Annotated in this window: 16 protein-coding genes; 10 read left to right on the top strand and 6 right to left on the bottom strand. The window is 70.6% G+C overall.

Annotated features, from left to right (window positions below):
- Nucleotides 1–92 precede the first annotated feature (92 nt).
- Entirely contained in the window at nucleotides 93–1,445 is a 1,353-nt protein-coding gene (locus tag OG714_RS11195) for a beta-1,3-glucanase family protein (protein WP_406120189.1), read from the top strand.
- 73 nt (nucleotides 1,446–1,518) lie between these two features.
- Here OG714_RS11195 and OG714_RS11190 read toward each other — a convergent pair whose 3' ends face one another.
- Nucleotides 1,519–5,799, bottom strand: a complete 4,281-nt coding sequence (locus OG714_RS11190) for a discoidin domain-containing protein (RefSeq protein WP_406120188.1) — start codon at nucleotides 5,797–5,799, stop codon at nucleotides 1,519–1,521.
- Nucleotides 5,800–6,169: 370 nt separating this feature from the next.
- Here OG714_RS11190 and OG714_RS11185 point away from each other — a divergent pair, with 370 nt between their 5' ends.
- The 7 genes from OG714_RS11185 to OG714_RS11155 all read left to right on the top strand — a co-directional run bounded on the left by OG714_RS11185 (nucleotide 6,170) and on the right by OG714_RS11155 (nucleotide 13,985).
- The gene (locus tag OG714_RS11185; RefSeq protein ID WP_406120187.1) at nucleotides 6,170–7,003 is read left to right on the top strand and encodes a M55 family metallopeptidase; all 834 of its coding nucleotides are present in this window, start codon (nucleotides 6,170–6,172) and stop codon (nucleotides 7,001–7,003) included.
- Nucleotides 6,996–8,306 carry a M20/M25/M40 family metallo-hydrolase gene (locus OG714_RS11180; protein ID WP_406120186.1) on the top strand — a complete coding sequence of 437 codons (1,311 nt, stop codon included), beginning with the start codon at nucleotides 6,996–6,998 and terminating at the stop codon, nucleotides 8,304–8,306. Before OG714_RS11185 ends, OG714_RS11180 begins: the two co-directional genes overlap by 8 nt.
- A gap of 15 nt (nucleotides 8,307–8,321) precedes the next feature.
- Entirely contained in the window at nucleotides 8,322–10,274 is a 1,953-nt protein-coding gene (locus tag OG714_RS11175; RefSeq protein WP_406120185.1) for an LpqB family beta-propeller domain-containing protein, read from the top strand.
- On the top strand, nucleotides 10,271–11,203 hold the full coding sequence (locus OG714_RS11170) for an LD-carboxypeptidase (protein ID WP_406120184.1): 933 nt from the start codon (nucleotides 10,271–10,273) through the stop codon (nucleotides 11,201–11,203). The genes OG714_RS11175 and OG714_RS11170 overlap by 4 nt, the downstream gene beginning before the upstream one ends.
- 128 nt (nucleotides 11,204–11,331) lie before the next feature.
- Nucleotides 11,332–13,128, top strand: coding sequence for a CocE/NonD family hydrolase (locus OG714_RS11165; RefSeq protein ID WP_406120183.1), 1,797 nt, complete (start codon nucleotides 11,332–11,334; stop codon nucleotides 13,126–13,128).
- A 43-nt stretch (nucleotides 13,129–13,171) separates the two neighbouring features.
- Nucleotides 13,172–13,414, top strand: a complete 243-nt coding sequence (locus OG714_RS11160; RefSeq protein WP_266864038.1) for a LapA family protein — start codon at nucleotides 13,172–13,174, stop codon at nucleotides 13,412–13,414.
- 19 nt (nucleotides 13,415–13,433) lie between these two features.
- Nucleotides 13,434–13,985, top strand: a complete 552-nt coding sequence (locus tag OG714_RS11155) for a GNAT family N-acetyltransferase (RefSeq protein ID WP_406120182.1) — start codon at nucleotides 13,434–13,436, stop codon at nucleotides 13,983–13,985.
- Here OG714_RS11155 and OG714_RS11150 read toward each other — a convergent pair.
- Complete coding sequence (locus OG714_RS11150; RefSeq protein ID WP_406120181.1) at nucleotides 13,957–14,304, bottom strand: DUF6204 family protein; 348 nt, start codon at nucleotides 14,302–14,304, stop codon at nucleotides 13,957–13,959. The genes OG714_RS11155 and OG714_RS11150 overlap by 29 nt on opposite strands.
- A 154-nt stretch (nucleotides 14,305–14,458) precedes the next feature.
- Here OG714_RS11150 and OG714_RS11145 point away from each other — a divergent pair, with 154 nt between their 5' ends.
- Entirely contained in the window at nucleotides 14,459–16,420 is a 1,962-nt protein-coding gene (locus OG714_RS11145) for a DUF5107 domain-containing protein (RefSeq protein WP_406120180.1), read from the top strand.
- Nucleotides 16,421–16,450: 30 nt separating this feature from the next.
- Here OG714_RS11145 and OG714_RS11140 read toward each other — a convergent pair whose 3' ends face one another.
- Nucleotides 16,451–16,798 carry a VOC family protein gene (locus OG714_RS11140; protein WP_406120179.1) on the bottom strand — a complete coding sequence of 116 codons (348 nt, stop codon included), beginning with the start codon at nucleotides 16,796–16,798 and terminating at the stop codon, nucleotides 16,451–16,453.
- 133 nt (nucleotides 16,799–16,931) lie between these two features.
- Here OG714_RS11140 and OG714_RS11135 point away from each other — a divergent pair, with 133 nt between their 5' ends.
- Nucleotides 16,932–18,779 carry a transketolase gene (locus tag OG714_RS11135; protein WP_406120178.1) on the top strand — a complete coding sequence of 616 codons (1,848 nt, stop codon included), beginning with the start codon at nucleotides 16,932–16,934 and terminating at the stop codon, nucleotides 18,777–18,779.
- Nucleotides 18,780–18,872: 93 nt separating this feature from the next.
- On the opposite strand, the gene OG714_RS11130 is transcribed toward OG714_RS11135, so the two are convergent.
- From OG714_RS11130 to OG714_RS11120, 3 genes are all read right to left on the bottom strand, one after another.
- Entirely contained in the window at nucleotides 18,873–19,043 is a 171-nt protein-coding gene (locus OG714_RS11130; protein ID WP_033279348.1) for a hypothetical protein, read from the bottom strand.
- Between the two features lie 43 nt (nucleotides 19,044–19,086).
- A complete protein-coding gene (locus OG714_RS11125; RefSeq protein WP_406120177.1) occupies nucleotides 19,087–19,908 on the bottom strand; it encodes a class I SAM-dependent methyltransferase in 822 nt (273 codons plus the stop codon).
- Nucleotides 19,909–19,989: 81 nt separating this feature from the next.
- Nucleotides 19,990–21,507, bottom strand: coding sequence for a bifunctional phosphatase PAP2/diacylglycerol kinase family protein (locus OG714_RS11120; protein ID WP_406120176.1), 1,518 nt, complete (start codon nucleotides 21,505–21,507; stop codon nucleotides 19,990–19,992).
- Nucleotides 21,508–21,567 lie beyond the last annotated feature (60 nt).

Below are 21,567 nucleotides of genomic sequence, written 5' to 3'. Positions count from 1 at the left end.
CTACCGCTGATTCGGCTTCAGTTGTTGACGGCTGGCGAGGGCGGGACTACAACCCGGGGAGAGCGCTCCCAACCCCACTGAGGAGACCCTCCATGCAGACGCCCGCCGGCACCTCCGCCAGACCTCCGAGCGGAGCCGTACGCTCCCGCACGGCTCTCGGTCTGGTCGTCGTCCTGATCGTCGCCTTCTTCGCCGCCCTGAGCCCCTCACCCGCCCGCGCCGCCGACCAGTTGCTGTCCCAAGGACGCCCCGCCACCGCGTCCTCGGCCGAGAACGCGTCCTTCCCCGCGAGCGCGGCCGTCGACGGCAACACCGGCACCCGCTGGTCCTCCGCCTTCGCCGACCCGCAGTGGCTTCAGGTGGACCTTGGAACGGTCCAGCAGATCACCCGCGTCTCGCTCGACTGGGAGGCCGCGTACGCCACCGGCTACCAGATCCAGACCTCCACCGACGCGACCACCTGGACCACGATCTACTCCACGACGACCGCCACCGGCGGCACCCAGAACCTCACCGTCACCGGCAGCGGCCGTTACGTCCGCCTGTACGGCACCGCCCGCGCCACCCCATGGGGCTACTCCCTCTGGGAGTTCCAGGTCTACGGCCCCGGAAGCACCACCCCGCCCGACGACTTCTGGGGCAGCACCAGCGACATCCCCGCCGCCAACAACGCCGTGGAGGTGAAGATCCTCAACCGCACCAACGGCAAGTACCCGGACAGCCAGGTGTATTGGAGCTTCAACGGCCAGACGCACTCCATCGCCGAGCAGCCCTACCTCGACATGCCCGCCAACTCCGCGGGCCGCATGTACTTCTACCTGGGCTCACCCACCAGCTCCTACTACGACTTCATCGAGTTCACGGTCGGCGGCAACGTCTTCAACGGCAACACCACCCGCGTCGACGCCTTCGGCCTCAAGCTCGCCATGCGCCTGCACAGCAAGGACGGTTACGACACCGAGGTCGGCGAGAACCGGGCGACCTTCGCCGAGGACCGCGCGACCACCTTTCAGCGGTTCACCGACGCGGTGCCGGCCCAGTTCAAGGTGCTGGCCCAGACCCAGGCGCCGTACCGGATCATCGCGCCCGGCAGCGACCCGAGCTTCCGCGCGGGCGGCGTCAACGCCGGCTACTTCACGTCGTACGCCCAGTCGGTCGGCGTGAACGCGGCCACCTCCGACATCTTCGGCTGCGCGGGCTCGCTGGCCGCCAACCCCGACATGTGCGCCGGGCTCAACCGCCATGTGGCCACGCTTCCGGCGTCGCAGCAGTCCGACCCGGCGCAGTTCTACAAGGCGGCGCCCGCCAACTACTACGCCAAGTTCTGGCACGACAACGCCATCAACCAGCTTGCCTACGGCTTCCCCTACGACGATGTCGCGGGCCAGTCCTCGTTCATCTCGCACGCCGACCCGCAGTGGCTCCTGGTCGCCGTCGGCTGGTAGGCACGGACACAGCGCGAAACGGGGCCGCCCTCGTCAGGAAGGGCGGCCCCGCTTCAGTTTGTGCCGGCGGGAGTTACTGGACGTTGATCGTGAAGGTGGACGTGGTGTTGCGGATGTCCTGGGCGTTGCCGCTCATCCGCAGGTTGACGAAGGTGGCCGAACCCACGGCGGGTCCCTGACCGGGTTCGGACAGCTCATTGGCCCAGATGCCCCACCCGGACTTGGCGTCGAACGCGTCTCCGCTCTTCTTGGAGTTGGTGATGGAGATGTCGGTGAAGATCGTGTCCTTCACCGGGAACTGCGCCTGCCCGCCGACGTAGTTGGTCTGGAACATCACTCCGCCGTACGTGGAGTTGTCGATGTCCACGTCGTTGACCCGGATGCCCTGGAAGACCTTCGAGGCGGAGAACGCCCAGATGGCGGGGAAGACCTGGGAGCCCCAGAAGTGGCCGCCCGTCCTGTCCAGGGAGACGTTCTCGATCGTCGTCGGATCGGTCCCGAAGCCGTTCATCGGGTAGCCGAAGTCCAGCGAGGAGATCGTGATGCCGGAGTAGACCAGGGTGTCGGCGACCCGGATGTTGCGGAAGGTGTTGTTGTAGCCGCCGTAGACGGCGATACCGGCCGCACGCCAGGTGAGCGTCGATGTCAGGTTCTCGTAGAGGTTGTTCTTCTCGTCGGCGCCTCCCGCGTCGATCGCCGAGAAGAGCGCGAAGCTGTCGTCGCCCGTGGCCCGGGCGTCGTTGTTGACAACGTGGTTGTCCGTGGAGCCGTTCGTCATGTTGACGCCGTCGGCGAACGTGTCACGGATGCGGGAGTTCTTGATGGTCATGTTGTCGGTGTTGGCGCCCCAGTACAGGCACACCATGTGCTCGACCCAGATGTCGTCGATGGTGATGTTGGAGACGTTGGAGAAGTCGAAGACCTTTCCTGGACCGTCGATCCGGGACGTGTAGTTCCCGAAGTAGGCGAAGCCGGTGAACGACGAGCCGTTCGCGGTGGCCTCGGCCCGGATGCCGATGTCGGTGTTCTCCTGCGAGGCGGGGGCGTGGAAGCGGGTGAACCACGACCCGGCTCCCACGACCTTGACCGCCTTGCCGTAGACCTGGAGCTTGCTGGACGTCTCGTAGTCACCGGCGGGCAGATAGACGCCGACGAGCTTGCCCGTGGTGTCCATGCGGACCGTGTCGAGAGCGTTCTGCACGTCCTGCTGGGAGAAGCCGGCCGGGACCGCGTAGGCGGCCGGGTCCGGGTTCGGAGTCGCCGTCGCCTGTTCGGTGTTGATGAAGTCGATGGCGTAGGTGGAGGTGTTGGCCGCGTCCTTCTGGAGCCGGATCTTGGAACCGGCCGGAACGGTCTTGCCCAGCAGGAGATTTGCCTCGTCGTAGATGTGGCGCTGGGCGCCGGCGCTGGGCGAGTTGCCGGGCGCGGTCTCGTTGCCGTACAGCCAGGCGTACTTGGAGGTGAGGTCGATGGCCTTGAGGAACTGGCCGTCGACGTAGACGTCGAGCGTGGTGTTGGTGCCGTCGGGGACGGAGAAGCGGGTGACCAGGGTGTTGGTCGCCGCGCGGGTGGTCCATTCGACGTACTGGCCGGTCGAGTTGAGGGTCACCGCCTTGCGGCCGCTCGCCTCCCCGGCGATGTCGCCGATCGTGCGGTTGGGGCCGACGACCTGGGCGCCGCCGCCGACGGTGCCGTCCTCGGCTTCGTACATGTCGTAGGGCATGTCGGCGCCGCGGCCCACGAACAGGGGTTGTGCGGTGGTGTTGTTGGTCCGCTTGACCGGGAGTTCGTTGGTGTCGTCGGCGATGACCGTCTTGACGGTGAACTTGCCGTTGACGGCCGTCCAGGAGCCGAGGCCGACGGGTGCGGTCGTCTGGCCGGCGGCGATGGTGCCGCTGTAGGAGCCGGTGAGTGTCTTGACGGTGGCGCCGTTGGCGTCCAGGAGCGTCAGCGTGACGCCGTGGGCGCCGGCGGCCGAGGCGATCGAACCCTGGTTCCTGATCGCCACGGTGAACGTGACGTTGTCGCCCGCCGAGGCGCTGGACGGCGTCCAGGCGACCGGTGCGGCGACCAGGTCGGAGCTGGAGACCGGCTTGACGACGAGGGCGTCGGAGCGGGTGAAGACGTTGTTCGCCTCGTTCTGCTCGATGACCTTGTTCGACGGGTCCACCTCGGCGCCGACCGGGTAACTCCCCGCGTCCCGGGTGCCGATGCTCGCCGTGACCGTCGTCGACGCGCCGGCCGCGAGGACCGGGACGTCCGCCGTGGCGGCCTTCGTGCCGCCGAGCGTGAAGTTCAGGTCGGTGGCCTTGGACGCCTTGCTGCCGCTGTTGGTGACCGTCGCCGTCAGACTGATGGCGTCCGACTCCACAGGAGCCGCGGGGGAGTTGGTGATGCCGGTGACCTTGAGGTCCGGGTTGGCGGCCGGGGTGCCGATCACCTGGAACTCGGCCACCTGCCCGCCCGGAGCACCGGTGTTGGAGGCGAACTTGAGCTGGATGTCGGCGGCGGCGCCCGAGACCGGGATGGTCACCGTGTTGCCGCTGGACGGATTGAACGTGTAGTCCTTCGCCGCGACGAGACTCGTGAACGCGGTCGCGTCCTGGTCACGCCCCAGCACCTGGATGTTCTGCGTACGCGTCGACCACGCGGCGTCCGGGTTCAGCTTGACGACGACCTGACTGAGGTCGGCGTTGGCACCCAGCTTGGTGGTGAGGGTGGCCGGGTAGGCACCGCCCCCGCTCTCCCAATAGGTCGCGATCTGACCGTCGTTGGCGTTCGCGGCGACATAGGTGAAGGTGTACGACGAGGCCTCGATGGGCTTGCCCTGCGCGAGGTCGGACCCGGCACCGTTACCGGCCCGGGTGACGCTGTTGCTCGCCACCGACACGTTCCCGGCGGCGTCCTTCGCCTTCACGTAGTAGGTGACCGTGGCCGTCGTAGACGGGGTGTCGGTGTACGAAGTCACGTCGCCCGCAACGGACTTGACGACCTGGTCGTTGGCGTAGACGTCATACCCGGTCACCTGGACGTTGTCGCTCGACGCCTGCCAGGTCAGCTTCACGTCGCTGCCCGACTGCGTGTAGGCGAGGTTGCCCGGCGCGGTGGGCGCCTGGGTGTCACCGGTCGATCCCTTGCGGGTGACGCTGTTGCTGTTGGCGGAGACGTTGCCCGCCGCGTCCTTGGCCCGCACGAAGTACGTGATGTCACTGCCGGCCGGCTGCGTGTCGGTGTACGTCAGGACGTTCCCGGCGACGCTCGACCTCAACTGCCCGTTGGCGTAGACGTCGTAGCCCGTCACGGCCGTGTCGTCGGTGGCCGCGCTCCAGGTCAACTTGATCTGCCCGGTGGCCGGTTCGGTGTAGCCCAGGTTCGTCGGCGCGGTGGGCGCCTGCGTGTCACCGGTCGCCGGTCCGTAGACCTCCAGCTCGGACACCTGCCCCGCGGGCCAGCCCGTGTTCGCCGTGATCAGCACCCGCACGTACCGCGTGGTCGTCGCGTCGAAGGAGATCGTCGTCGACTGGTCGGTCGAACTGTCGAAGGTGTACGCCTTCGAGGCCGTCAGATCCGTGAAGTTCTGGTTGTCGGTCGAACCCTGGAGCTTGAGCGTCTGGCTGCGGCCCGGCCAATTGCTCGGCAGCCGCAACGTGACCTGGTTGACCTTGACCGACGAGCCGAGGTCGACCTGGAGCCACTGCGGGAAGGCGTTGTTCGTGCTCTCCCAGTACGTGTCCCGGTTGCCGTCACCGGCGTTGGCCGCGCCGTACACATCGGCGTGCCCGCTCTCGCTGAAGGGCTTGCCCTGGGCGAGGTTGGGGGTCTGGGCGGTGGCCGTGAGGACCTGCATCTCGGCCAACTGGGCCGTACCGGCGACCGAGTTGGCGCTGAAGTCGGCCCGCACGTAGCGGGCGAGGGTCGAGGGCACGGAGATCTTCACGGTGTTGTCGTCACCGGGGCTGAAGACGTACTGCGCCGAGGACTTGAGCGTCGCGAAGCTCTTGCCGTCGTCGCTGCCCTGGAGCGCCAGCGTCTGCTTGCGGGTCTGCCAGTGCTCGGGCAGCCGCAGCACGACCTGGCGGACGCGCTCGCTCTTCCCGAGGTCGGTCTGCACCCACTGGGCCGACTTCTTCCCGGCCTGCCAGTAGGTGTCGGTGTCGCCGTCGGTGACGCTCGCGGCCTTGTGCGCGCCGCGGGTGCTGCCCGCGGTGGTCCTGGCGTCCGCGGCGACGTTGGGACCACCGGCCGCGTGCGCGCCGACGGCGGGCAGGCCCAGCACCATCACGGCGGAGGCGAGCGCGGCGACGGCTGCGCGCCGTCTGGAGGATCTCTGCTTGTGTCGGGTCGGTCGAGTCATACGGGTCACTTCCTGCGGAGGCTCGCGCGCCGGTGGGGCGGCGAGGGCGGCTCGTTCCTGGCGGAGTGGTGCAGGAGCAGAAAGGTGCGGGGTGACGAGGAGCGTGCTGCTCCTGAGAGGCAGGATTTTGCGTCGTTTCATCGAAATATTGCAGAGCCGCGTGGGTGGGTCTACAGCTGGAACAGCGCAATATTCACCAGAAGCACTCATCACCCTGGAGTTACACGGGAGTTGGCTTGCGTGCGCTTGCGGTCGCTGAACGAAAGCGAACGCAAGTCACGCAAAATCTTGCGCGATCCTTGGATGCCGGACGACGCTTCCGGGCGGTGCTTCCTCGCGGTTTCGGCGGCGACGCGTAACGTGATCCCCCATGAAGATCCTCATCAGCGCCGACATGGAGGGTGCGACCGGCGTCACCTGGCCGGCCGACGTGTTGCCGGGGACGCCGCAGTGGGAGCGGTGCCGTTCGATGTTCACCTCGGACGTGAACGCGGCCGTCCTCGGCTTCTACGACGGCGGCGCCGACGAGGTGCTCGTCAACGAGGCCCACTGGACGATGCGCAACCTGCTCCTCGAACAGCTCGACGAGCGGACCGAGATGCTCACCGGGCGCCACAAGTCCCTCTCCATGGTGGAGGGCGTGCAGCACGGCGACGTCGACGGCATCGCGTTCGTCGGCTATCACGCGGGCGCCGGCATGGAGGGCGTCCTCGCCCACACCTACCTCGCGAACTCGATCACCGGCGTGTGGCTGAACGACGTCCGCGCGAGCGAGGGTCTGCTCAACGCGCATGTCGTCGCCGAGTACGGGGTACCGGTCGTCCTGGTCACGGGTGACGACGTGGCCTGCGAGGACGCCCTCGGGTACGCGCCCGAGGCGCTGAAGGTGGCCGTCAAGGACCATGTGTCGCGGTACGCGGCCGTGTGCCGGACACCGGCCAGGACCGCCGCCGACATCCGCGAGGCGGCGAAGGAAGCGGCGAAACTGGCGGTCCGTCAGGAACCGGTGCGGGGCGGCCCGTTCACCGTCGCCCTCGAGTTCGACGCCGAGCACCTCGCGATGGCCGCCACCGTGGTACCGGGTGTCGGGCGGGCCGGCGAGCGGAAGGTGGCGTACACCAGCGACACCATGTACGAGGGGATCCGGACCTTCAAGGCGGTCACCACGATCGTCTCGGCCGCGGTGGAGGAGCAGTATGGCTGACGTCGACGAGCAGGCACTGGCGGAGGTCGTGACGTTCACTTCCGACCTCATCCGCATCGACACCACCAACCGGGGCGGCGGCGACTGCCAGGAGCGGCCCGCCGCCGAGTACGCGGCCGGGCAACTGGCCGGTGCCGGGCTCGAACCCACCCTTCTGGAACGCTCCAAGGGCCGCACCAACGTCGTCGCCCGCATCGAGGGCACCGACCCCTCGGCGGACGCGCTGCTCGTGCACGGTCACCTGGACGTCGTACCGGCCCAGGCCGAGGACTGGAGCGTGCACCCCTTCTCCGGGGAGATCCGCGACGGGGTCGTCTGGGGGCGCGGCGCGGTCGACATGAAGAACATGGACGCGATGATCCTCGCCGTCGTCCGCGCCTGGGCCAGACAGGGCGTTCGGCCCCGGCGCGACCTCGTCATCGCGTTCACCGCCGACGAGGAGGCGAGCGCCGAGGACGGCTCCGGATTCCTCGCCGACCAGCACGCCGGGCTCTTCGAGGGCTGCACCGAAGGCATCAGCGAATCAGGGGCGTTCACCTTCCACGACGGCGGCGGCCGGGAGATCTACCCCATCGCCGCCGGTGAACGTGGCACCGGCTGGCTGAAGTTGACCGCGCGCGGCCGGGCGGGCCACGGCTCCAAGGTCAACCACGAGAACGCGATCACCCGTCTCGCCGCCGCGATCACCCGCATCGGCGAGCACGAATGGCCGCTACGGCTCACCCCGACCGTCCGCGCGGCCCTCACCGAACTCGCCGCCCTGTACGGCATCGACCCCGACCTCGACGATGTCGACGGACTCCTGACCAAGCTCGGCCCGGCGGGCAAGCTCGTCGAGCCCACCGTCCGCAACAGCGCCAACCCGACCATGCTGAACGCCGGTTACAAGGTCAACGTCATCCCGGGCGAGGCCGTGGCGTACGTCGACGGACGCTATCTCCCGGGCGGCGAGGACGAGTTCCGCACCACCCTGGACCGGCTCACCGGACCGGACGTCGACTGGGAGTTCCACCACCGCGAGGTGGCCCTCCAGGCGCCGGTCGACTCGCTGACGTACGCTCAGATGCGGGCCGCCGTCGAGGAGTTCGCACCCGAGGGCCATGTGGTGCCGTACTGCATGTCCGGCGGCACGGACGCCAAGCAGTTCTCGCGCCTCGGCATCACCGGCTACGGCTTCGCACCGCTGAAGCTCCCGGAGGGCTTCGACTATCAGGCGCTGTTCCACGGAGTCGACGAACGGGTCCCCGTCGAGGCGCTGCACTTCGGCGTCCGTGTCCTGGACCGCTTCCTGAGGACGGCCTAGCAAGTGGGGGAGAACATGCGGACGCTGGCGTACGGCTCGTGGCCCTCGCCCATCGACGCGGCCCTCGCCGCCGCGCACGACGGACATCCCGAGTACGTCGGTTTCGTCGGCGACGAGGCCTGGTGGACCGAACCACGGCCCACCGAGGGCGGCCGCCGCACCCTGGTCCGCCGCCACGCGGACGGCTCCGAGGAGTCCGTGCTGCCCGCCCCGTGGAACGTCCGCACCAGGGTCATCGAGTACGGCGGAGAGCCCTGGGCGGGAACGGTCCAAAACGGCCAACCTCTCGTGGTCTTCGTGAACTTCACCGACCAGCGGCTCTACCGCTACGAGCCGGGGAGTGAACCGGAGCCTCTGACGCCGGTCTCTCCCGTGGGCGGCGGACTCCGCTGGGCGGAACCGAGGGTGCGCCCGGACCTGGGTGAAGTGTGGTGCGTTCTTGAGGAGTTCACCGGCGAGGGCCCCGGTGATGTGCGGCGTGTCCTGGCCGCCGTACCGTTGGACCGGTCCGCCGCCGAGGACCGGCACGCCGTACGTGAACTCACCGGCGAACGGCACCGATTCGTGTCCGGGCCGCGCGTCTCGCCGGACGGGCGGCGGGCGGCCTGGCTCGGCTGGGATCATCCGCGGATGCCGTGGGACGGCACGGAGCTGGTGCTCGCCGAGGTCGCGGACGACGGCACGTTCGGGGAGCCGCGGGTCGTCGCCGGCGGGCCCGAGGAGTCGATCGCCCAGGTCGACTGGGGCTTCGACGGCTCGCTGCTGTACGCGAGCGACCGCACGGGCTGGTGGAACCTCTACCGCGACCACCAGCCGCTGTGCGCACGCGAGGAGGAGTTCGGCGGGCCGCTGTGGAAGCTCGGCCAGCGCTGGTTCGCACCCCTGGAGAGCGGTCCGATCGCCGTCGTGCACGGCCGGGGTGCCACCTCGCTCGGCATCCTGGACCCGGAGACCGGCGAGGTCGTCGACGCGGCCGGGCCCTGGACCGAGTTCGCGTCCACCCTCGCGGTGAACGGCGAGCGGATCGTCGGCGTCGGCGCCAGCCCGCGCAGCGCCCACGAGGTCGTCGAACTCGACACCCGCACCGGCAGAGCCCGGGTGATCGGCGCCGCCCACGACGACCCCGTGGACCCCGCCCACTACCCCGAACCGCAGATCCGCACCTTCACCGGCCCCGCCGGACGCGACATCCACGCCCACATCTACCCACCGCACAACCCGTGTTGGGCCGCGCCGGGCGACCAGCTGCCGCCGTACGTCATCTGGGCGCACGGCGGACCCACCAGCCGGGCGCCGCTCGTCCTCGACCTGGAGATCGCCTACTTCACCTCGCGCGGCATCGGCGTCGCCGAGGTCAACTACGGCGGCTCGACCGGGCACGGCCGCGAGTACCGCAACCGGCTGCGCGAGCAGTGGGGCGTCGTCGACGTCGAGGACTGCGCGGCCGTCGCGCTCGCCCTCGCCGACGAGGGCACCGCCGACCGCGCCCGGCTCGCCGTCCGGGGCGGCAGCGCGGGCGGCTGGACCAGCGCCGCGTCCCTCGTGACGACCGACGTCTACGCCTGCGGCACCATCATCTATCCCGTCCTCGACCTGGCCAACTGGGCCTCGGGGGAGACCCACGACTTCGAGTCCCGGTACCTGGAGACCCTGGTCGGACCGCTCGCCGAGGTGCCCGCCCGCTACGCCGAGCGCTCACCCGTCGAGCACGCCGACCGCGTCACCGCGCCCTTCCTGCTCATGCAGGGCCTGGCCGACGTGATCTGCCCGCCCGTCCAGTGCGAACGGTTCCTGGAGCGGATGCGCGGACGCCAAGTACCGCATGCCTACCTCGCGTTCGAGGGCGAGGGCCACGGCTTCCGCCGCGCCGACACCATGATCCGGGCCCTGGAGGCCGAACTCTCCCTGTACGCCCAGGTCTTCGGCATCGACCCGCCCGGCGTCCCGACCCTGGAGCTCACCAAGTGACCGCGCTCGTACGGCCGTTCCGACTCGCCCCCGGCGCCCGCGTGGCCGTCGTCGCACCCAGCGGGCCGGTGTCAGAGGAACGGTTGGAGGCGGGCCTCGACATCCTGCGCGGCTGGGACCTCGACCCGGTCGTGGCACCCCATGTACGGGACCGGCACGCCGAGTTGGGTTATCTGGCGGGCACGGACACGGACCGCGCGGCCGATCTGCAGAACGCGTGGTGCGACCCGTCCGTCTCCGCCGTGCTGTGCGCCCGCGGCGGCTACGGCGTGCAGCGCATCGTCGATCTCCTCGACTGGGAGGCGATGCGGGCGGCCGGACCGAAAGTGTTCGTCGGCTTCAGCGACCCCACCGTGCTGCACCAGGCGTTCGCCGCCCGACTGGGCCTGGTCACCCTGTACGGGCCCGCCGCGGCCGGTGCCGACTTCATCAAGAACACCCGCACACAGGAGCAGTTGAGGGCGACCCTGTTCGCCCCGGAGTCCGTACGGACCATCCGGGCCGTCCCGGACGGCGGCGGCGCACTGGTGCCGGGGCGGGCCCGGGGTGTCACCCTCGGCGGCTGTCTGAGCCTGCTCGCCTCCGACCTCGGCACCCCGCACGCCCCGGCCGGTGCGCGCGGCGGGCTGCTGCTGATCGAGGACGTCGGCGAACTGGCGTACCGCATCGACCGGATGCTGACCCAACTCCTGCGCAGCGGCTGGCTGGACGGCGTCTCCGGGATCGCCCTCGGCTCGTGGGCCGGCTGCGGACCGTACGAGAAGCTGCGCCCGGTGCTCGCGGACCGGTTGGGCGGACTGGGCGTACCCGTCGTCGAGGAGTTCGGGTTCGGGCACGGCGACGGGGCGCTGACGATACCGCTGGGCGTGACGGCCGAACTGGACGCGGACGCGGGCACGTTGACGCTGGACGAGCCCGCACTGCGGTAGCCGCCCGCCGGCCGAACGGCCACCAAGGCGCCTTGTCGTCAGTCGCCCCGCCCTCATCCGGTTGCTCCCGTTCGGTTGCCCTCGGTCGAGCTGTCCTCAGTCGGGTTGTCCTCAGTGTGGAGGTCCCTGTGTCCCGTCGTGTGCCTGGAATCCGCGCCGCGCTGGCTCTCGCTCTCACCGCCCCGCTCACCCTCACCGCCCCGCTCGTCCTGGGTCGCCCCGCCGCGGCCGCGGACCAATACACCGTCACCGCGCTGAAGTTCACCGTCCCCGCGGGTGGCCGCGACTGCACGGTCGACGCCGACCTGTACCGGCCCACGGGCGTGGACCGCGCCCACCCGGCGCCCGCCGTGCTCGCGACCAACGGCTTCGGGGGCAGCAAGTCGGACGGCTCGACGGACACCATCGGCAAGCTCTTCGCGCGGCGCGGCTATGTCGGGCTCGTCTACTCAGGGCTCGGATTCGGCAGGTCGGGGTGTCTCATCTCGCTCGACGACCCGCGCATCGACGGGATCGCCGCGTCGGGGCTGATCGACTTCCTGGCGGGCACGCGCGCCGCCGCCGACGGGACCCGGGCCGACTTCGTGACCCTCGACGCGAAGGGCGACCCGCGCGTCGGGATGATCGGCGGATCGTACGGCGGCGCGATCCAGCTGGCGACGGCGGCCGTCGACCACCGGGTGGACGCGCTCGTCCCGCTGATCACCTGGAACGACCTGGCGTACTCCCTCGACCCCAACAACGCGGTCGGCGAAGGCGGTCGGACCGTGCCCGGCGCCTTCAAGTGGCAGTGGACCAACGGCTTCCACCTCTCCGGCGAGACCCAGCCCCTGACCGTACCGAGCCTCGACCCGACCCGGATCAACACCTCCCTCGCCTGTCTGCACTTCGTCACCAGGGCCTGCGCCATGTTCCGCACCCTGAACTCCGGGAGCTACCCGGCCAAGGCGACGGCCGACCTGCTGGCGTACCTGCACAGCGTCTCGCCGGTGTCGTATCTGAACCGGGTGAAGGCACCGACGCTGCTCGTCCAGGGGCAGGCCGACAGCCTGTTCAACCTCAACGAGGCGACGGCGACGTACAAGACGCTGAAGGTGCTCGGGACGACCACGAAGATGATCTGGCAGTCGCTGGGGCACAGCAGCGGGACGACCGCCCCGGCGGCCGGTGAACTCGACCTGAGCCAGGGCGACTTGGCGGCGAGCTACGTCGGCCGGCGCATCGTGGCCTGGTTCGACCGCTATCTGCTCCGGCGGACGGACACGGACACGGGACCGGCGTTCGCCTACTACCGCGACTGGATCACGGACCCCGCCGACACCTACGCCACCGCGAACCAACTCCCCGCCCTCGACGAGAAGTTGTACCTCTCCGGCGACGGCAAACTCGTGGACAACCGGGCGAAGGTGGTACGCGGCAGCCGTGACTACTCCAACTCGCTCGTCCCCACGAGCCATTCGGAGAGCTCGCTGAGCGGGATGACCGGCCTGCCGGACCCGGGGCCGTACGACACGGCGGGCACGTACCTGGGCTGGACCGGCGAACCCCTGACACGCACGACGGACGTCGTCGGCGCCCCGAAGGCCACGCTGAAGGTCGTTTCGCCGACGGCTCGGCGCGTCCAGAACTCCGGCGACGCCGCCGACAGGCTGGTCCTCTTCGCCAAGCTCTACGATCTCGCCCCCGACGGCACCAAGACGCTGGTCCACCGGTTGGTCGCCCCCGTCCGCGTACCGGACGTCACGAAGAGCTTCACGGTCACCCTGCCGGGGATCGTGCACCGGTACGCGAAGGGGCACCGGCTGCGGTTCGTGATCGCGGCGAGCGACGACGCGTACACCGGGAACCGGGGGATCAAGCCGGTGACGGTGGTCAGCTCGCCGCAGGACACGGGGGTGCTGGAGCTGCCGGTCGTCGCGGACTGAGTCTCACCGTGCGTGATGGCGGATTCGGGCTCACCCTGGAGGCATGAGCCCGAAGACCACCGAGAGCGGCGGTAGGACCGGCCAGCGGGAACGCGTGCTGACACCCGCCCGGATCACGGTTCTGCTGCTCGCCGTCCTGGCCCTGATCTTCATCTTCGAGAACACCCGCGCCACCAAGATCCGCCTGCTGATCCCCGAGGTCACCATGCCCCTGTGGATGGCGCTCCTGGGCACGGCGATCATCGGCGCCCTGTGCGGGTGGTATTTCATGCGACGGCGCCGCTAGCCCCGATTAGGGTGACGGGATGCCGCACACCGCATCCCGTTATCTCGCCGAGGGTCCCCGCGTGGGGATACGTCACTTCAGCTACGAGGACGGTGCCGAGTTCACCGCGCGTGCCCGGGAGAGCAAGGATCTGCACCAGCCGTGGCTGTTCCCGCCGGCCAGCGGGGACGCGTACACCGCCTACGCGCGACGGCTGATCCAGGATCCGGCCAAGGCCGGGTTCCTCGTGTGCGAGCTGGACGGCGGGGGCATCGCAGGGTTCATCAACATCAACAACATCGTCGAGGGCGGCTTCCAGTGCGGTGCGCTGGGATACGGCGCCTTCGCGCACGCGAGCGGGCGCGGGCTGATGCGCGAGGGGATGAACCTCGTGGTGGGGCACGCCTTCGGGCCGATGCGGCTGCACCGGCTCGAAATCAACGTGCAGCCCACCAACGCCCCGTCGATCGCACTCGCCCGCAGTTGCGGGTTCCGGCTGGAGGGCTTCTCGCCGAACATGATCTACATCGACGGCGCGTGGCGGGACCACGAGCGCTGGGCGATCACCGCCGAGATGCGGACTTCCGGTTGACCTTCATCGTGTCGAGGTCCGTGACCGTCGACTTCAGGTCACGGAAGCCGTAGCCGAGGCCCTTCAGCGCGGTCTCGGCACGGTCCTCCGCGAGCGCGGCCGCCATCTCGTCACCGTCCGCCGCGTCCGACACCACGACATACCGCCACGAGAAGTGCTTGAGCGGCGACGGTTCGTAACTGAGCGAGCCCTCCTCGGTGAACCGCATGCTCAGCATCCCGTGCTCCGCCGCCTCGGCCAGCAGCCTTTCCCGCGCCTCGTCCGTCAGCGCGTCCCAGGTGCCCCGGACGATCACCCGGTACGTGTGCCGCTCGCTCATCAGCCGTTCCACTCCTCGGTCCTTGTCGTCGAACGGCCCGACTGTACGTCGCCGAGGACCCGGCGCACACGGAATTTCGCGGCGCCCGATGCCCCCGCCTTTGCGGAATCCTGACCGGTAGCGCCCCTGGCCACCGCACCCGTTGCCGGGTTCCATGGTGATCGTGACGACGATCCGACGTGAGGTACTGACGCTGCCCGCCGCGGAGTTGGGTCCCGACAACCCGCTGCCCCCACTGCGTCCGCTCGACGAGGTGCACCGCATCGACGACCGGGACCGCGAGGACATACCGCGCGACATGGCCCGCCAGGTCGGCTACGAACCCCTCCGCAGCCTGCTGCCGACCCGCGTCCGGGACGGCTACGACAGAGACCGCACACCCCGCCGCATCGACGCCTTCGTGATCGAGAACGACCGGCTGCGCGCCACCGTGCTCCCCGCCCTCGGCGGCCGCATCGCCTCCCTCGTCCACAAGCCAACCGACCGTGAACTCCTGTACCGCAACCCGGTGTTGCAGCCCGCCAACTTCGCCCTCAACGGTGCCTGGTTCTCCGGCGGCATCGAATGGAACATCGGCGCCACCGGCCACACCACCCTCTCCTGCGCCCCCCTGCACGCCGCCCGCGTTCCCGCCCCCGACGGCGGCGAGATGCTCCGCCTGTGGGAGTGGGAACGCCTCCGCGACCTCCCCTTCCAGGTGGACCTCTGGCTCCCGGACGGCTCCGACTTCCTCTACGTCGGCGTCCGCGTCCGCAACCCGCACGAGCGGCCCGCGCCCACCTACTGGTGGTCCAACATCGCCGTACCGGAGGAACGCCGGGTCCTCGCACCGGCGTCGGAGGCCTGGCACTTCGGGTACGAGCGGCGGCTGCGCCGGGTGCCCGTGCCGTCGTACGACGGAGTGGACCGGACGTACCCCCTCAACAGCCCTTACGCCGCCGACTACTTCTACGAACTGCCGGACGGGCGGCGCCGCTGGATCGCCGCGCTCGACGCGGACGGGCACGGGCTGGTGCAGACGTCCACCGACGTACTGCGGGGCCGCAAGCTGTTCGTGTGGGGCACCGGCAGTGGTGGCCGGCGCTGGCAGGAGTGGCTCACCGAGCCGGGGACCGGCGGCTACTGCGAGATCCAAGCGGGCCTGGCCCGCACGCAGTTGGAGCACGTACGGATCGAACCGGAGGGCGAGGTGTCCTGGCTGGAGGCGTACGGGCCGCTGGACACCGAGGCGGAGGGGGAGTGGTCCACCGTCGTGGACGGTGCCGAGGCACGGCTCGAAACAGCCCTGCCCCGCGCCGACTTGGACGCCGCCTACACCGCCTGGAAGCCGTACGCCGACACCGAACCCGGTGAGATCCTCGCCACCGGCTCCGGCTGGGGCGCGCTCGAAGTCCTGCGCACGGACTGGAAGTTGCCCGGCACTCCCTTCGAGGAGTCCACGCTCGGCGAGGCCCAGGCGCCCTGGGCGGAGCTCATGCGGAGCGGTGTCCTGCCCGAGCCGCGCCGGGTCCGGCCGCCCGGCGAGACGCTGGTCGCCTCGCACTGGCGGGACATGCTGGAGACAGCGCCCGCCACCCCGCTCACCGAGTACCACCTCGGCGTCGCCCAGTGGCACGCCGGCGACCGGGCGCAGGCGGTGCGCAGTTGGGAGCGGGCCCTCGAACTCGCCCCGTCCCTCTGGCCGTTGCTGCGCTGTCTGGCCGTAGCCGATCAGGAGGCGGGGAACCACGAGCGGGCCGCGGACCGGTACAACGAGGCCTTCGCGGACCTGTGTCACGAGCGGCGGGACGCGGGGGAGCGGTGGACCGCCGCGACGGCCGCGCTCGGGCGGGAGGCCGTCGAGGCGTTGCTGCGGGTGCGGCGGACGGCCGATGCCCGGGCGGTGTGGGAGATGCTGCACCCCGCCACCCGGGAACGCGGCCGATTCCTGCTGCTCCAGGCCGAGTTGCTGCTCGCCGAAGGCCGGCGCGACGACGCGTGGGCCGTCTTCGCCGAGGGCTTCGAGGTCGCCGATCTGCGCGAGGGCGCCGAGTCGATCGGCCGGCTCTGGGCCCGCCTCACCGACGAACCCCTGCCGGCGCGCTACGACTTCAGGATGCGGCCGGACACCCCCTGAGACGACGGACTGTGGACCGGCGGTCGCCGATCAGACCCGCCGGTCCACGTACTCGTAGACCATCCCGTCCGGATGCAGCGCGATCAGGTTGCGGCCCGCCGGTGAGGTGATGGGGCCCGCGACGATGTGGGCGCCCAGTTCCGTCAGGACCGCGTGGGTCTCGTCGACGTCCTTGACGGCGATGGTGGCCGCGACCTTGCGCAACACCTCCAACTCCGCCGGAGGCCCGCGCATCAGCAGGAAACAGCCGACCGCGGCCACCGACACCCCACCGCGCTCGAAGCGGAGCGCGGTGCCACCCGCGAGCCGTTCGTAGAAGGGGACGGCGGTCTCCAGGTCGTCGACGCAGATACGCAGCGTGGCTCCCAGAATCTCCATACGGATGAGCCTAGTTGGGGCGGGCGGCCCGTGGTGATCCTTCTCGACGAACCCGGTGACCGTTCGGCACGTGTTTGGGCGGCCCGCTCAGGGGGACGCGGAACACCTCGTACAGTCCCCCCGAAGGAGCCTCATGGACACCGCCGAACTCGTCGAACTCGGACAGCAACTGCGCGTGGACAGTGTGCGGGCCGCCGACGCGGCGGGCTCCGGACACCCCACGTCCTCCATGTCGGCCGCCGACCTGATGGCCGTCCTGCTCGCCCACCACCTCCGCTACGACTTCGACCGCCCCGCCCACCCCGGCAACGACCGCTTCGTCCTCTCCAAGGGACACGCCTCACCCCTGCTCTACGCCGCCTACAAGGCCGTCGGCGCCGTCGACGACGCCGAACTGCTCACCTTCCGCATGCTGGACAGCCGTCTCGAAGGGCATCCCACCCCGCGGCGGCTCCCGTGGGTCGAGACCGCCACCGGTTCACTCGGCCAGGGGCTGCCGGTCGGCGTCGGCATCGCCCTGTCCGGCAAGCGGCTTGAGCGCACCGGGTACCGCGTGTGGGTGCTGTGCGGGGACAGCGAGCTGGCCGAGGGCTCGGTGTGGGAGGCCGCCGAGCACGCGGCGTACGAACACCTCGACAACCTCACCCTGATCGTCGACGTCAACCGGCTCGGGCAGCGCGGACCGACCCGGCACGGGCACGACCTGGACGCGTACGCCCGCCGGTTCCGGGCCTTCGGCTGGCACACGGTCGAGGTCGACGGACATGACGTGGACGCCGTGGACCGCGCGTACGGCGAGGCGGCGGCCACGACGGGGCAGCCCACCGCGATCCTCGCCCGCACCCTCAAGGGCAAGGGCGTCGCCTCCGTCCAGGACCGCGAGGGCCTGCACGGCAAACCGCTGCCGGACGCGGAGGCGGCGATCGCCGAACTCGGCGGCCCGCGCGACCTGCGCGTCCAGGTGCGCGAACCTCTCGCCGCCCGCGCGCTGCACTCCGTACGCGCCGACCACCTGGAACTCCCGCGCTACGACCGGGGCGACGACGTCCCCACCCGCGACGCCTTCGGGCAGGCCCTCGCCGCGCTCGGTTCCGCGCGAGGGGACGTCGTGGCGCTCGACGGCGAGGTCGGGGACTCCACGCGCGCCGAGTTCTTCGCCAAGGAACACCCCGACCGCTACTTCGAGTGCTACATCGCCGAGCAGCAACTGGTCGGCGCAGCCGTCGGGTTGGCGGCGCGCGGCTGGGTGCCGTACGCCTCCACGTTCGCGGCGTTCTTCACGCGCGCCTACGACTTCGTACGGATGGCGGCGGTCAGCGGCGCGGGGATCAACCTGGTCGGCTCGCACGCGGGTGTGTCCATCGGGCAGGACGGCCCCTCACAGATGGGCCTGGAGGACCTGGCGATGATGCGCGCGGTGCACGGCTCGACCGTGCTGTACCCGTGCGACGCCAACCAGACCGCCCGGCTCGTCGCCACGATGGCCGGCCTGGACGGCGTGCGCTATCTGCGGACCTCGCGGGGTGCCGGGCCGGTCGTGTACGGCCCCGACGAGGAGTTCCCGGTCGGCGGCAGCAAGGTGCTGCGCTTCTCCAGCCGGGACCGGCTGACGGTCGTGGCCGCGGGCGTCACCGTGCACGAGGCGCTGGCCGCCGCCGACGCGCTGGACCGCGAGGGCATCCAGGTACGGGTGATCGACCTGTACTCGGTCAAGCCCGTCGACGTCGAGACCCTGCGCCAGGCCGCCGAGGACACCGGCTGTCTGCTCACCGTCGAGGACCATCACCCCGAGGGCGGCCTCGGGGACGCGGTGCTCGACGCCTTCCTCGACGGCCGGCCGGTGCCACGCCTGGTCCGTCTCGCCGTACGCACCATGCCCGGCTCGGCGAGTCCGGCCGAGCAGCTGCACGCTGCCGGCATCGACGCGGAGTCGATCGCGGCGGCCGGGCGGCTGCTGGTGGAGACGGCGATCGTGCGCTGAACACCGGTCGTGCGCCGAACGCCAGGAGCCCGTGCCCCCCGATTTCTCGGCGGGCACGGGCTCGACGTCTGTGTGGTGCTGCGGACGCGTCCGCTACCAGCGGTACCAGCGTCCCCGGCCGCCGCCCGCCGAGGTGCCGCGCACCAGGAAGCCGAGCAGCCATACGGCGAGCACGATCAGCGCCACCCACCAGAGGATCTTCACAGCGAATCCGGCACCGAACAGGACCAGCGCCAGCAGTAGGACGATCAGGATCGGAACCATAGTGTGTAACCTCCTGGCCTCCGAGTTCCCCCGATCACGCGGATCAGACGTCCTTGCGGCCGATGATCTCCCCGTGCAGCACGGCGAACCAGCCGTCCTCCTGCTTTCCCCACTCCCGCCACGCCTCCGCTACGGCGCCCAGCTGCTCGGCGGTCGCGTGGCCGCCCCCGGTCGCGACCCCCGCGTACGAGGACGCGACGGTACGGTCCGCCCACAGGCCGCTCCACCAGGCCCGCTCGTCCGGAGTCTGGAACGTCCACGTGCTCGACGTGGCCGTGACGTCCGTCAGCCCCGCCCGCAGTGCCCACGATTTGAGACGGCGTCCGGCATCCGGCTCGCCGCCGTTCGCGCGGGCCACCCGGCGGTACAGGTCCAGCCAGTCGTCAAGGCCGGGTACCTCCGGGTACCAGGTCATCACCGCGTAGTCCGCGTCGCGGGCGGCGATGAACCCGCCCGGCTTGGTCACCCGCCTCATCTCCTTCAGCGCCTGCACCGGATCGCCCACGTGCTGGAGCACCTGATGGGCGTGGACCACACAGAACGTGTTGTCCGGGTAGTCCAGCGCGTGCACGTCGGCGACCGCGAAGTCCACGTTCGTCAGGCCGCGTCGGGCGGCGGTGGCCCGTGCCTGGTCCAGGATGCCCGGCTCGCGGTCGACACCGGTGACGTGCCCGTCGGGAACCAGCGCCGCCAGGTCCGCGGTGATCGTGCCCGGGCCGCAGCCGATGTCCAGGATCTTCATGTGCGGCTTGAGCGAACCGAGCAGGTAGGCCGCGGAGTTGGCGGCGGTCCGCTGGGTGTGCGAACGCAGCACGGACTCGTGGTGCCCGTGCGTGTAGACGGCGGTCTCCTGCGGCTTCGGCATGGCTCTACCTACCCCTTCGCGGCGGCTTCTTCGTCGTACACACGAAGGTACGCGCGCATGCCGAATAATGAGACCCGCGTTTTACGATGTGGACTGACGGGTGATCAGAGACTCCGTGAGCGGGCGATACACCGTCAGCGCCTCGGGCTGCTCCTCCAGCGTCAACTCGCCACCCACGTCCGTGACTTCACCGTCGTAGGCGAGCAGCGTGCCCGGTGCCAGGCCGCTCAGGCGGAGTCGGTGCACCTGGACCGAGGCGTGGACCGGGGAGCGGGAGAACGGGCCCGCGAGGGCCGCCGCGAGCAGACGCAGCGCGGGCCTGCGGCCGCCGTGCACGATCCGGATGTCGAGACGCCCGTCCGCCAGGTCGACGCGGCGGCCGGAGGCGATCCCCATCCGGTGGTAGGTGCCGTTGCCGGCGAACAGCAGCCACAACGGGCGGGTACGGCCGCCGAGTTCGGCCTCCAGCGGATGCCGGTCCGCGCGCAGCACCCGCAACGCTGCGATCACGCCCGCGGGCCAGCCGCCGATCCGGGGCGCCCAGTGCTCCCGCTCGCGCACCAGCTCCGGATAGACGCCCAGGCTCAGGGTGTTGAGGAAGATGCCCCGGGTGGCACCGGACGTGAACCGGCCGACGTCCACGCGTACGGCGTCGCCCTGCTTGACCGCCTTGCTCAGATCGCGCGGGCCCTCCACCCCGAGGTCGTAGGCGAAGTGGTTGAGCGTGCCGCCCGGGAGGACCGCGAGGGGCAGGCCGTGGCGCAGGGCGACCTCGGCCGCCGCGTTCACCGTGCCGTCGCCGCCGCACACCCCGAGGACCTGGGCGCGGGCCGCCGCCTTCTCCAACTCGGCCTGTATGCCGGCTGGTTGGCAGGCGACGACCTCCGCGCCGGGCAGGAAGTCCGTCAGCGCGTCGGCCCGGTCGGCGCTGCCCGACGCCGAGTTGACCACCATCACCAGGCCCTCGCCGTCCTCCAGCGCCGGGACCTCGGCGCGGGAGCGGGCCGGCGGCACGATCTGCCCGCGGGTCGGCACCATGCCGCGCACCGCGAACGCCGCGCACGCGCCCAGGGCGGCGCCCGCCAGCACGTCGCTCGGGAAGTGGACACCGGTGTAGACGCGGGAGGCGGCGACCGAGAACGCGATCGGCGCGACCACGGCACCCCAGGCCGGGGACTCCAGGGCCACGCCGGTCGCGAAGGCCGCCGCCGACGCCGCGTGACCGGACGGGAACGACGTGGTGACCGGCTGCCGCTTCAGCTGCCGGCCCAGCGGGACGGGGTCCAGGACGGGACGGGAGCGGCGTACGGTCCGCTTGCCGATCGTGTTGATGGCCAGGGAGGCCAGGGACAGGGAGGCGATGCCCCGGGCGGCGGCCCGGCGGGCCCGCGGAGTACGGCTCGCGGCCACCGCGGCGGCCGTCGCGAACCACAGCACGCCGTGGTTGGCACTCCGGCTCAGCCGCGGCAGCACGGGCTCGCCCGCGGGCCAGTTCCGTTCGGCGGCCACCTCGAAGAGGCGCGAGTCGAGGGAGAGCAGCCACTCGCGCAGGGCGTGGCGGCCGGGGAGGGGGACCGTGAGGTCGACGTCAGGGCTCATGCGCTGCCGGGTACCCTGAAATGGCCGTTTGCTGCCCGGCGGACCGCCGGCGGCCCGATT

The sequence above is a fragment of the Streptomyces sp. NBC_00989 genome, assembly GCF_045162655.1.
Taxonomy (GTDB): Bacteria; Actinomycetota; Actinomycetes; order Streptomycetales; family Streptomycetaceae; genus Streptomyces.
Note: the sequence above shows the minus strand (reverse complement) of the source record. Positions and strands in the feature narration are given on the sequence as shown.